Source organism: Fulvivirga sediminis (assembly GCF_016757215.1).
GTDB lineage: Bacteria > Bacteroidota > Bacteroidia > Cytophagales > Cyclobacteriaceae > Fulvivirga > Fulvivirga sediminis.
Window position 1 is genome coordinate 150,652 of record NZ_JAESIY010000013.1, and the last position, 12,696, is coordinate 163,347.

The 12,696-nt window shown below is 36.8% G+C and carries 10 protein-coding genes; 8 read left to right on the forward strand and 2 right to left on the reverse strand.

The genetic code is table 11. The annotated features are described in order from the left end of the window. The first annotated feature begins 184 nt into the window (after positions 1-184). The 8 genes from JL102_RS20555 (at position 185) to bioA (ending at position 8,203) form a co-directional block, all read left to right on the forward strand. Positions 185-2,095 (forward strand): tetratricopeptide repeat-containing sensor histidine kinase, encoded by a 1,911-nt coding sequence (locus JL102_RS20555; RefSeq protein ID WP_202246349.1) that lies wholly within the window; start codon positions 185-187, stop codon positions 2,093-2,095. A gap of 3 nt (positions 2,096-2,098) precedes the next feature. After that, a complete protein-coding gene (locus tag JL102_RS20560) occupies positions 2,099-2,743 on the forward strand; it encodes a response regulator transcription factor (protein WP_202246350.1) in 645 nt (214 codons plus the stop codon). A gap of 111 nt (positions 2,744-2,854) precedes the next feature. Next, positions 2,855-3,277 (forward strand): hypothetical protein, encoded by a 423-nt coding sequence (locus tag JL102_RS20565; protein WP_202246351.1) that lies wholly within the window; start codon positions 2,855-2,857, stop codon positions 3,275-3,277. 216 nt (positions 3,278-3,493) lie between these two features. Beyond that, positions 3,494-4,090: a hypothetical protein gene (locus JL102_RS20570; protein ID WP_202246352.1), complete on the forward strand. Its 597-nt coding sequence runs from the start codon at positions 3,494-3,496 to the stop codon at positions 4,088-4,090. A 156-nt stretch (positions 4,091-4,246) separates the two neighbouring features. Then, positions 4,247-5,107, forward strand: a complete 861-nt coding sequence (locus JL102_RS20575) for an SDR family oxidoreductase (RefSeq protein WP_202246353.1) — start codon at positions 4,247-4,249, stop codon at positions 5,105-5,107. A gap of 105 nt (positions 5,108-5,212) precedes the next feature. Then, entirely contained in the window at positions 5,213-6,334 is a 1,122-nt protein-coding gene (locus JL102_RS20580) for an aminotransferase class I/II-fold pyridoxal phosphate-dependent enzyme (RefSeq protein ID WP_202246354.1), read from the forward strand. Beyond that, the gene (gene bioD, locus JL102_RS20585) at positions 6,334-6,957 is read left to right on the forward strand and encodes a dethiobiotin synthase (RefSeq protein WP_202246355.1); all 624 of its coding nucleotides are present in this window, start codon (positions 6,334-6,336) and stop codon (positions 6,955-6,957) included. Before JL102_RS20580 ends, bioD begins: the two co-directional genes overlap by 1 nt. Further along, positions 6,935-8,203 carry an adenosylmethionine--8-amino-7-oxononanoate transaminase gene (bioA, locus tag JL102_RS20590; protein WP_202246356.1) on the forward strand — a complete coding sequence of 423 codons (1,269 nt, stop codon included), beginning with the start codon at positions 6,935-6,937 and terminating at the stop codon, positions 8,201-8,203. Before bioD ends, bioA begins: the two co-directional genes overlap by 23 nt. A 4-nt stretch (positions 8,204-8,207) precedes the next feature. Here bioA and JL102_RS20595 read toward each other — a convergent pair whose 3' ends face one another. Both JL102_RS20595 and JL102_RS20600 read right to left on the reverse strand, forming a co-directional pair. After that, on the reverse strand, positions 8,208-9,827 hold the full coding sequence (locus JL102_RS20595; RefSeq protein ID WP_202246357.1) for a mechanosensitive ion channel family protein: 1,620 nt from the start codon (positions 9,825-9,827) through the stop codon (positions 8,208-8,210). Positions 9,828-9,843: 16 nt separating this feature from the next. Next, complete coding sequence (locus JL102_RS20600; RefSeq protein ID WP_202246358.1) at positions 9,844-12,567, reverse strand: DUF3352 domain-containing protein; 2,724 nt, start codon at positions 12,565-12,567, stop codon at positions 9,844-9,846. Positions 12,568-12,696: the final 129 nt, after the last annotated feature.

Below are 12,696 nucleotides of genomic sequence, written 5' to 3' on the forward strand. Positions count from 1 at the left end.
TCATGATTAATTTCATGGAAATCAATCAGAATATTTAACCATTGGGTGAAGCCCAAAACTATGTAATTAGATTCAAAATGAAACAATGATGTCTTATTACTAAGCTATTAGGCTGGGTATTTAATAGATTTAGGGCTCAGTTTAAAAAATATATAATATTTTTGCGTTGGAAATTTAACTAATCATGCGGGCAATTAGGGTTCTATTCATATTTCTTCTTTTCATCACCTTTCAAACAAAGAGTCAGGACCAAGATCCGCAAAAATATATCATCTTCAAGGCCTTTAGTCAGCTACCTACTGAAGTAGACCATTCCCTTTATCAGTCCCTAGAACAGGCTAGGCTACCTATGGAAAAACTGGCATACTTGGATACCATAGGAATAATCTTCCTGCGTACTGACTTGGTTGATTCTGTCATTTATTATGGCAGACAAATGAATCAGCTAATCAGTGATCTCGACCCTGAAGATGAGAATGTTAACTATTATCAACAGAGAGCTTATTTCTACGAAGGGGAAGGTAAACGTGACATCGGCCTTTTAGAGGATGCTATTGCCACTTTTATAAAAGGCATAGAATTGTCGGTATCAGAAGATAACACCATGCAGAAATTTCTGAAGTTAGGCCTCGCCAAGACCTACCTAACAAAAAGAGAAGATGCAAAGGCCAATGCTATTATTCAAAAACTCAGCACTAATAATGAAGAGCTTAGCCTTACTTTATCTATTCTGATCACCAAAGCTGATTACTATTTTAGCAGAAACCACCTAGATTCTGCTATGCTCATGTATAATAAAGTACTTGAAGAAGAGAAGATAGATAACTACCCTAAACTAAAACTACATGCTCAAGTGTATAGAGGCATCATTCAATCTGAAAAAGGCTATAAAGAAGAGGCGTTAACGATTTTTTTTGAATCCAAAGAAATAGCTCTGGAAAAAGGCTTTTATGATTTATACATCAAGTCAATACTCAATGAAGGAAATATTTACAGAGAAAAAAAAGAATATGATATAGCAGAAGCAGCCTTGAGTATGGCCTATATTAATTCTGTTTCTTGGAATAGAATGATTCTTCAACGAAGAGTAATAAGAGCTCTGGTGGATCTGTATGTTGAAAAAGAAGATTTTAAAAATGCCTTTAGTCTCATGACTCAGGATTCGTACATAACTAGACAAATATCATCACAACAAAACCAACTACAGCTAAGAGATATAGAGTTAAAATATGAAACATTGCAGAAGGAACGCAAAATTGATAATCTACAAAAAGAACAAATCAAAAAAGAAGCAGAAATAAGTAGACAAAAAACCATAAAAAATGCCATCCTCATTGGCTTTTGCATTATCCTCGCCCCTATCATTCTTTTACTTGTAGTATACTATCAAAAGTTACTAGCACAAAGCATGCTTAATAAGCAACAGGAAGAGCTCAATAAGCAAGAAGTACAATCATTATTACAATCTCAAGAGCTACAATTAGCAAAAACCTCTATAGTAGCACAAAATGAAGAACGTAGCAGAATAGCCCGTGAGCTACATGATAGTATAGGTGGCAACTTAGCCGGTATTAAGTTACAGATGAATAATATTACTCATCAGGATGCCTACATAAAACAACTGATGCAGCAGCTAGACGCCACCTATGAGCAAGTGAGAGAAATATCTCATAGCCTTATACCCAAGGCTTTCAAAGATCAGGCATTCACACAGTTAGTATCTTCTTACATTACTAATTTATCCAACGCTCAGGATATACAACTTCATTTTAGTGCCTACCCAGAATCAGAGATTGATCAGCTAGAACAAAAATTACAGGTAATGCTCTTTAACCTAATTAAAGAACTGGTTACTAATGCCTTCAAACATGCTCAGGCCTCTGTAATCAACCTTCAATTAAGTATTTTTACAGATGAAGGCACCATAGACCTACTTTATGAAGATAATGGAGTTGGCTTCGATCTTAACAAAACAGGTAAAGGTATTGGTCTAAAAAATATGGAACATCGGGTAGAAACCTTCAATGGAACGATGGCTATTGATAGTGCAGAAAAAAGAGGAACAGTGATAAGTATAAGTATCCCAAAAGCATAAAAAATGGAAAAGATGTATACGGTAATAATTGCAGATGATCATGCCATGTTCACAGATGGCCTTAAAAGTATTTTATCTAACGAAGCGGATATACAAATAAAGCTGACAGCATCTGATGGGCAGCAAGTGATCAACTACCTTAGAAGTCATAATTCAGACATTGACCTAGTTATTACTGACATCAACATGCCTGACATGAACGGAGTAGCTCTAAACGGCCTCATAAAAGATGAGTTCCCGCATATAAAAACGCTAGTGGTAAGTATGCTGGAAGATACCAAAAAAATAAAAACACTAACAGACTCTCAAGTTAATGGATACCTCTCTAAAAATTCAGAAAAGCATGAACTGCTCACAGCAATAAGAACCATCCTGAATGGCAGCAACTACTTCTCTGAGCGCATAAAAGAAGCTATGATGAAGGCCATGTTTGAGGCTAAGAACACCCCTGAGATCATCCTAACAGAACGAGAAAAAGAAGTAATCAGGCTCATAGCAAAAGAATATACCACTCAGGAAATAGCAGACACCCTATTTCTTAGTAAACACACCATAGAAAGCTATCGAAAAAGCCTAATCTCTAAGCTTCAGGTAAGAAATTTAGCAGGACTAACTCGCTATGCACTAGAAAATGGGCTAGTAGACTAATAAAGCATCCCTGAATATGGGGTAGATTAATTCACTATTTATGGTCTACTCCACATGACATTATATTCTCACATTTGCATCATAGTAATCCACAAAAAAACATTAAATACTATGATTTACGGAATCACATTAATTTTACTTAGCATCATCGCAGTACCATCTTTAATTCTTGCCAAAAAACCAAATGCTAAAGAATTATTAGCTAAAGTTGAACCTTACCAAGGATGGATAGGCCTTGTGTTCTGTTTCTGGGGAGTATGGGGTATCATCTCCGCCGTACTAAATATAGGCTGGCTTACTACTGCACCTATATGGTGGATCACCCTATTAGCTGGTAGCGTAGTTGAGGCAGGTTTAGGTTTTATGCTAGGCTTCGCTCTTATGAATAAATTATTTCTTGGAAGCAACCCTTCGGCTAAAGAAAAAGCAGCTAACCTGCGAGAAAAAATTGCTCCTAAGCAAGGTAAACTAGGTGTATTAGGAATAATAGTAGGATGCTGGATGATCGCAGCGTCATTCCTATTCACTGTATAATTAAAAACACTCTAAATGCTCTATCTCCTATACTTTCCTGAACAAGTATAATGGTAGAGCTGCAAGGCTGCCCCCACACAGGCAGCCTTGCGTTAAATAAAATCATCATAAACTGGTGACTTTCATTGATCTAAGGTGTATATAGGTCATAGAAAACATAACACTTACAATACATTAATTCTAAAAGTCAGGAACTGACATCAAACCTTATTATCAATGCAAAACATTTCATATCCGGTCAATTTCAAATTTAAAGTTTCAACTTTTGCCAATGACTTTATAGCCAAAGATGCTAATGAACAAACAATTGCCTATGTAAGGCAAAAAATGTTTAAGCTAAAGGAAGACATTCAAATTTTTGATGATGAGAGTAGATCTAAAGTAAACTACAGCATAAAAGCAGACAGGTGGCTTGACTTCTCAGCGGCATACTCTTTTAAGGATAGCAATGGCAACGAATTTGGCAAAATAGTGCGTAAGGGATGGAGATCAATCTGGAAAGCACGATATGAAATCATCAATAAAGAAGAGCAACATCAGTTTTCTATCAATGAAGAAAACGGCTGGATAAAAGTTCTTGACTCTATGATGGGAGAAGTACCTGTAGTAGGCATATTTACCGGATATATGTTCAACCCTTCTTACATAGTTACTGATAAGGCAGGGCAGCCTATAGTAAGACTAAAGAAGAAAGCATCTTTCTTTGGAAGGAAATTTGAATTAACCAAAGTTGGTGAAGTGAAGCCAGAAGACTCAGAAAAAATAATGCTAGGCCTTATGATGATGATCCTTCTTGAGCGTCGCAGAGGTTAAAAGATAAATTTAAGTTTTGAGAAAGCACCTTAAACATTTTTAAGGTGCTTTTTTGTTTTAAGCAAGTCATCATAACGTTCATCAGATTTCCCAATGACTGAGCAACGTTGATCAATCTTTTTGATAACTTTAATATCTAACAAAAAACTACACGCTATGACTGGAATGCTTAAACCTGAATCATTAAAAGACAAAACAATAATAATTACCGGTGGCGGCACCGGATTAGGAAGGTCTATGGGCAAATATTTTTTAGAGCTGGGTGCTAACCTGGTTATCACTAGCCGCAAACAAGAGGTTTTAGACCAAACCGCTCAAGAGCTAGAGCAAGAAACAGGGGGAAAAGTCCTTCCGATAGCCTGTGATGTGCGTAAATACGAAGAAATTGAAGCCGTTATACAAGCTAGTGAGGATAAATTCGGACAGGTTCATGGTGTTTTAAACAATGCCGCAGGTAATTTTATAAGTCCTACCGAAAGACTTTCTAATCGCGCTTTTGATATAGTGGTAGACATTGTTTTAAAAGGCACTTATAACTTTACCCTAGCAGCCGGTAAAAACTGGATTAACAAAAAGCAACCTGGTACTTTTCTAAATATTGTAACCACGTATGCCTGGACAGGATCTGGCTATGTGGTTCCATCGGCTTGCGCAAAGGCTGGAGTACTGTCTTTGACGCGTTCATTAGCCGCAGAATGGGCCAAGTATAACATCCGGTCAAATGCTATTGCACCTGGTCCCTTTCCTACTGAAGGCGCATGGAAAAGGCTATTTCCTGGTGACTTAGCAGAAAAAATAGATCCGTTAAAGCGTATTCCTCTAAAAAGATTCGGTGATCATCAGGAATTAGCCAACCTGGCAGCCTACCTAATGAGTGAATTCTCGGCCTATGTTAACGGCGAGGTAATTACCATTGATGGCGGAGAGTGGCTCAATGGGGCAGGAGAGTTTAACAACCTAGAAGCCGTACCTCAAGAAATGTGGGATCAGATGGAAAAAATGAGAAATAAAAAGTAGCAACTTCACCTTCTGTTTTCTACTCACAATGCTTTATACTATATCTTTGTCTGTTTATACAGAAAAAAGATTTTCAATGAAGCCTAGCGTCGGCTAAATGTGAATATGAAACTAGAGGAGCAATTAAACCAAAAACTGAGAGCCAGGCATGAGCAAAATTCACTCAGAAGCCTGGTTACTTCAGATCAACTCATAGACTTCAGCTCTAATGACTATTTAGGGCTAGCTCAATCAGAAGAGTTATACAAGCTCATTAAAAATAAATCTGACATCATAAAAAAAAATGGAGCCACAGGCTCAAGACTTTTAGCGGGTAATTATGACTATATAGAATATGTAGAAAGTAGATTATCTGAAATATTTCAATCCGAAAAGTCGCTTATTTTTAATTCTGGCTATAATGCTAACCTAGCCGTACTCTCCTCTATCCCTCAAAAAGGAGATACAATTTTATATGATGAAATGTCTCATGCCTGCATTAAAGATGGAGCCCGACTAAGCCTGGCCAACCGCTATAGTTTTAAACATAATGACCTTGATGACCTTCGAAAAAAAATAACGAAGGCCAGCGGGCAAATATTTATTGTAGTTGAATCTATCTACTCCATGGATGGTGACCAATGTCCTTTACCAGAACTCATTGAGGTCGCGAGAGAATATCAAGCGGAAATAATATTGGATGAAGCCCACAGTACTGGCGTAATGGGCCCTTTGGGCAGTGGACTCAGCGGATCACTTCAGGCTCAAGGTAATATTTTCGCAAGAATATATACCTTCGGGAAAGGAATGGGAATACACGGCGCTGCTGTAGCAGGTTCTGCAACACTTATTAAATATTTGATCAACTTCGCTCGTCCTTTCATTTACACTACGGCACCAGCCCCCCATCAGGTGGCTTCCATCGCAGGAGCTTTTGAGTTTTTATCAAACAACATCCACCTACAAACTACTTTAACAGCCAATGTTCAGTATTTTAAAAAATGTATTGCTCAACTCAATGGTAAATTTTCACTTACTCCTAGTAACCATGCTGTGCAGGGCATAATTATTCCTGGCAATGACACCGCCAGGCAAGCAGCTATATCACTTCAAAATGAGGGCTTAGACGTAAGAGCTATTTTAGCCCCTACCGTAAAAAAAGGAACGGAGAGATTAAGAGTTTGCCTGCATTCATTTAATACCCATGATGAAATTTACCATTTGATTGATAGCTTAGCAGCTTTATAATGAATTACTTTATATCAGCAATAGGAACAGATAGTGGAAAAACGCTGGCTTCGGCAATAATTACCAAAGCGTTAGGAGCAGATTACTGGAAGCCTGTGCAAGCAGGAGAACCCACTGATAGCAGTGCCATCAGACAGTGGATCGGCGATGAGCAAATTATTCACCCTGAAGCATTCTACTTAAAAACTCCGGCATCACCACATTATGCTGCAGAGTTAGAAAACATTGAATTAAAAATTGATCAGATTCAGGCACCTATAACGAAAAACCATCTGGTAATAGAGGGTGCTGGTGGATTAATGGTTCCCTTGAACCACTCAGAATTTATGATTGACCTCATTCCTCATTTCAATGCCGAATTAATTCTTATTTGTAATGTATATCTGGGCAGCATCAATCATACCATTTTATCATTAGAAGCAGTGGCCAGAAGAGGATATGCTATTAAAGGAATCATATTCAATGGTCCTGACATTAAATCCACCAAGGAAATTATACTAAATCACTGCCCCGCACCTTGTCTTTTGCATATTGCTGAAGAGGAAAAAATTGACATCGCTGTTATCGAAAAATACTCTGAACAGCTAAAGAATAATTGGAATGAACTGGATCGAAAGAGATAAACAAAGTATTTGGCACCCGTTTACACCATTATTAGGCGTAGATGACCCTTTATATATTAAATCAGCAGAAGGAGTTTATTTAATAACCGAAGACGGCAGAAAAATTCTTGACGCAGTATCTTCATGGTGGGTAAACCTACACGGCCATGCTCATCCTGCCATAGCCAAAGCAGTAGCAGAACAGGCTGCATCATTGGAACATGTTATTTTTGCAGGCTTTACTCATAAGCCAGCCATTACGTTGGCAGAAAATCTATTATCCATCCTCCCTGATAATCAGGATAAAATATTTTATTCTGATAATGGAAGTACCGCGGTAGAAGTAGCTCTAAAAATGGCTTTCCAATACTGGTTTAACAAAGGTGATGTGAGAAAAAAAGTAATTGCCATTGACGGTGCTTATCATGGAGACACATTTGGAGCAATGTCTGTTGGAGAGAGAGGAGATTTTACGAAGCCATTTAACGAACACCTTTTTGAAGTTGAATTTATCGATTTCCCAACCCCTGAAAATGAGAGTAAGGTGTTCGAGCATTTCAAAAATATAATTGAAACTGAAGAAGTGGCCTCTTTTATTTTTGAACCAATAGTACAGGGAGCTTCTGGCATGCGCATGTACAACGAGCAGTTTCTTGATAAGCTAATAAGCTACGCCCAGGATCATAACATTCTTTGCATAGCAGATGAAGTGATGACCGGATTTGGAAGAATCGGAAAACTTTTTGCTTGTGACTATATCTCAAGTAATCCTGATATTTTCTGTCTTTCTAAAGGCCTTACAGGAGGCGCCATGGCTTTAGGCGTGACATCATGCACAAAAGAAGTAATCGAAGCCTTTACATCGCAAGATTTACACAAAACCTTTCTACATGGTCATTCATTCACAGCCAATCCTATAGCTTGTGCAGCCGCTGTAGCAAGCTTTGAGCTGCTTACTTCACCGACCTGCAGGGTTAACCTTAGTAGAATAGAGCAAAAACACAAAGTATTTCACGCTAAGATAAAAGGACACCCCCGAATTAAAGATATTAGATATAAAGGAACCATATTAGCGCTAGAGTTTTTCACCGACAAGGACAGCTCCTACTTTAGTGAAATGAGGAATCAACTGTACCCATTTTTCCTCAAAAAAAATATCCTTTTAAGGCCTCTAGGCAACCTCATATATCTCATCCCTCCATATATAATTACTGATAAAGAGCTAGATAAGATATACGATGCCATAGAAGAGTTTTTAGCTCTCTAAAAGGTTAGTTATTGCTTTTCTTTAAATAATCCTCCAGCTTAGTCTTAAGCTCGGAAGATGCATTCGTATATTCAGGTGAATTACCTTTTTTCTCAGGAAACGTCTCAACATGCAAGGTTTGAGTAGGAAACGCGAAATTCACTCCTAAAGCTTCTGCTAGCCTTACTATTTCTAGTAAGACCTCATGTCTCGCCCTAAGCTCATCTGACCAGCTAGGTACTTTAAAAAAGATATAGAACATGATATTCAAAGAAGAATCAGCCATATCATTAAAGTGAATTTCAAAATAGTCCTTTCTCGTTTCAGGATGTTTCTTCACAATCTCCTTTAATCCTTCTACAAATACTTCTATTAGCTCTGGAGGGGTATCATAGGTAAGTGCAATATTAGTATTAAACCTTCTATATACTCGCAACCCATGATTGTCAATCATTTGATTAGTAATAATGCCATTAGGAATATACATCACAGAATTTCTGAATGTCCTAATTCTGGTCGAACGAAAACCAACCTCTTCAACTGTACCATCTACATTACCTGAAGTGATCCAGTCTCCTACCTGAAATGGTCTGTCTACAAAAATCAATAAAGAGCCAAAAAAGTTTTTAATAGTATCCTGTGCTGCTAAAGCAAAGGCCAAACCTCCAATTGATAATCCTGCAATAAGTCCTGTAATATCAAACTCAAGATTATCTAATATAAAAAGTGCACCCACTATAACCACAAAAGTCTTTAGTACTTTTCGTAATAATGGAACCAACTGATCATCTAAAGTACTCTCTGTTTTATCTGCCAACTTACCTAGGTAGATGCATATAATATCCACCATCTTATATAAAAATACTATAGCAAAAATCGGCCAGATGGCTCTTAAAGCAAGTATAACATATTTACTCATTGCTATAGGCAACTGAAGAACAGGTACAAGTAAAATGAGTAATGGAAATATAACTAAGAAACTTATTGGCTTGGCAACCGGTATAACAACTTCATCTGCAAGCTTTTTATAACCAAATTTAAATAAGAGCTGAAGAATCAATTTTTCAATAAGAAAGGTAAATAGCTTATGTAACACAAAAGCCATAAAAATCAATATCAAAATACCCAACATCTGCCAGATATAAAGTCCAAGTATTTTTTTGGTTCCTAATGACGGCAACAACTCCAATAATTTATCTGTCCCAAAAGGGTAGACCTCATCATGCCATTTGGAAATATTCCGAACAGCTTTTTTTGAAAAATACCAATTATCGCCCTCCTTCTCCACATATAACTCAGGGTATTTCTTAGTTAAGTAGTACCTATGCTTATTAGTTAAACTGTCCGTATAATTCGCTTTATGAGGCACTTCATCTAGATCAATAAAAATAGCATTGCCATCAAGTACTTGCTTTAATTTTATGGCAAGGCTTTCTGCCTCCTTTGAATCTACGAACTGGGGGTTAAACGTCTTTGCAGCTATATCAGGATGATAATTATCGTCCTGCAAGTAGCTTAAATGAGTATAAATAGTACTATATGGCGTCGATAAGCTATATTCCAGCGGGTCAGACTCCGCAGCTTCTTGCGCTAATGAAAAAAAGGACCAAAATATCAGACTAAAAAATATCAAAAACCTTCTCATGAATGAATATTGAAAGTTAAAACTCGGTTATTATAAATGAATTATCAGAAATACTATAAACCTGGTACTTGTTATTATTTTCAAAAAATAGCGTAGCTATTTCATACTCACTATCCAGTGGCTGAGCATTTACTAACTCACCTTTCTGATCATATATATAAGTAAAACCTTGCTGCTGATCAGTAATAGCATAGATTTTATTATCAGGGCTGAAATTATAAAATTGAACTTTAAGCTCTCCTGAACTCAGATAATCTTTTGACAAGATCTCTTCTCCATCAGCATTAATCAGCACCACTCGTCCTAAATCCTGCCTAACGATTAAGTAAGTTTTACTTAAAGCATCCTGAACAAGTTGAAAAGAAGTTTGCTTCGTAGGCTGGTATAATTGATCAGATTTAAGCACTTTACCCTCCAAATTTATTTGAATCAGCTTACCTTCTCTTGATAATAAAGTTAATACTGTTTTTGAAAAATCAGACCCATATTGCAAAAATGGTTTTGTATCAAACCTCACTCCCAGTTTCAAAGGGAATCCCTTCATCATTTCCCCTCTTCTGTTCATCACATTCACATTGCCATCTTGCTGAATAGCTACAATGCAATCTCTACCTCTTACCCTTACATGAAAGGGAGCCGTAGCAAGCTTTCCGGTGGTCTCTCTAGGAGTCCAGCCCTCTAACGCGACACCTTCCTTGTTATACAAATAAAGATTACCTCTCTCAGTACCTATCAGAAAACGGTATCTCTTAGACTTATCATAATCAACCACAGAGGCAAATTGGATCCTATCAGCTTCAACCTTTAGAGGATATCCATCAATGTAATTACCTAGCCTATCTATAATATGTAATCGATTGGGAGTAGCAAAGAAATACTGTAGTTTTCCATTTTTATAAAAATCAACTTGCTCCACATCCGAAATGATTGGCTGCCCCATAGAATCCGTCCATAACAATTCTCCCTCAGAGGAAATTAGTGAAACATTATAAGCCGAATCCTGAACAAATGTTTCCAGTGAATTATCTACATGATTCTTTACTACAAAAGGTTTAGTAATAAGCGGAAAATTACTCTGATAGCTAACCAGTGGTTTAAAATATTGATTCTTAACAATATATTGCTGCTTTTCAAAGGCCAAAGCAAGACTAGTATAAAAACTATCATCTAACCTACTAAACTGTAGCGATCCTAGTCTAAACCCTTTGAATATTGCGCCATACTTCTGAGCATATTCTCTCCACGAGGGATCAAAATCACCAAGTATTCCACTCCATGCACTTTGAGTATTGAATATCAAATTTACATTTGCCTCTTCCAGATTACTATCAAGAAACTTATTAAAAGCGACTGATCGCCCCCAAGTATTTTCACCTTCAATATCAGTAATCAACTGCTTTAAAGCCTGAATGCTATTACCAAATACAATATAATCACCGAGAACGGCATAGTAACACTCATCGAAACCTGAAAATAAGGGACCAAAAGCGTATTTTGGAAAATCTTCTATTTTAAGTTCTCTAATATCCAGATTCGAAAATTTCTCTACGTATACAGAATCACCTTCTACCTTTGCTAAACTCTCAGAGAACGTATTCAATTGATTCAGGGCCTGATTAATGTCTTTAGCACTTACATATACTAGCTTAGCTTCCTTGGCTGCACCAAACGTTTCTACAGTAGCAAGCGCCACCTCATTACCTAGCCAGGCAAATAAGTCATTAAATTTGAATTCATTAGTATCCTCAAAATGATTTCGCTCCGTCAAATATTCCTTGGAGTAGTGCTTCCAATATTCCTTCACTTCCTTCTGCCATGCTAAAGCATTAGAAAAACTGTATCTATACAATGTGGCTGTCAAATTAGGAATGAAATATTTAAGGTTGGAGGATGAAGGATCTTGATTTTTAAATGTATTTAAGAAATCAGACTTTTCCGTGGTTGTGAAACCATTAAAAAGAATTTTATCCTCATTTATTGATAAATCCAAAAATATTGATTTACCAAAATTTGATACTTTTCTACTATCCTTCCTTAAATCAGATTTTTGAAAAGCACCTATAAACTGTGAAAAGTTGCTTATATTAATGTAGAGATTTCCATCATCCTCAGTCAATTTTGGCATTTGAAAGACATCATTATTCACATCAATAAACTTCTGCGATACGCCTCCGTCCATTAACCTTACTACATCCTCTACAAGAAAAGGTGTAAAACTCCCAATAAAAACATTCTTATCTATCAAATAGGTGAACGTTCTCCCTTTAGAACTAATTTCCTGCAACTCATAACCTTGATATATTCTTTTATCAAAGGAACCACCATCTTTAAATGCCTCTAAAATACCTGTGGCTATCTTTTGACTTTCGACCGCTGACAAATCAATAAAATAGGTGAAATCAAACTTATTCTTCCCAATAACCTGCATAGAAATAAGGGTACTGCTCGATTTAATCAACCTATCTATATGTCCCTGACTACCCCCTATACTATCTAATAATTCGAGGTTGCTTTTGATCCTAGAAAAATCCTCAGCCTCAGCTAATGACTTCCAAATTGGAGTCTCTAAGAAATGATTCCAGCGTTCAACCAAATCCTTCGATTCATATACCAATATGGTATTAGAAGGTACGCGATCCCAAAGGTTAACTTTCTCAGAAAAAAGGGATTTTTCAAAATAAAAATAGCCATTGAGTGCTACTACAAAGAGGATGGTTATTATTAGAGCTATTCGCTTCACAGATTCTATTGATTTTAACACAAATTAAACTAAAAACAGTGACACCGAATAAAAAAACTCTATAAAACAAAAAAACCCTTTACTATAAAAGTAAAGGGTTTTGATAAAATCTGGCAACGACCTACTCTC

What these genes read in the sequence shown, in the direction of transcription:
- JL102_RS20555 (WP_202246349.1), top strand. Translation starts at nt 185, where the DNA reads ATGCGGGCAATTAGGGTTCTATTCATATTTCTTCTTTTCATCACCTTT.
- JL102_RS20560 (WP_202246350.1), top strand. Translation starts at nt 2,099, where the DNA reads ATGGAAAAGATGTATACGGTAATAATTGCAGATGATCATGCCATGTTC.
- JL102_RS20565 (WP_202246351.1), top strand. Translation starts at nt 2,855, where the DNA reads ATGATTTACGGAATCACATTAATTTTACTTAGCATCATCGCAGTACCA.
- JL102_RS20570 (WP_202246352.1), top strand. Translation starts at nt 3,494, where the DNA reads ATGCAAAACATTTCATATCCGGTCAATTTCAAATTTAAAGTTTCAACT.
- JL102_RS20575 (WP_202246353.1), top strand. Translation starts at nt 4,247, where the DNA reads ATGACTGGAATGCTTAAACCTGAATCATTAAAAGACAAAACAATAATA.
- JL102_RS20580 (WP_202246354.1), top strand. Translation starts at nt 5,213, where the DNA reads ATGAAACTAGAGGAGCAATTAAACCAAAAACTGAGAGCCAGGCATGAG.
- bioD (WP_202246355.1), top strand. Translation starts at nt 6,334, where the DNA reads ATGAATTACTTTATATCAGCAATAGGAACAGATAGTGGAAAAACGCTG.
- bioA (WP_202246356.1), top strand. Translation starts at nt 6,935, where the DNA reads ATGAACTGGATCGAAAGAGATAAACAAAGTATTTGGCACCCGTTTACA.
- JL102_RS20595 (WP_202246357.1), bottom strand. Translation starts at nt 9,827, where the DNA reads ATGAGAAGGTTTTTGATATTTTTTAGTCTGATATTTTGGTCCTTTTTT.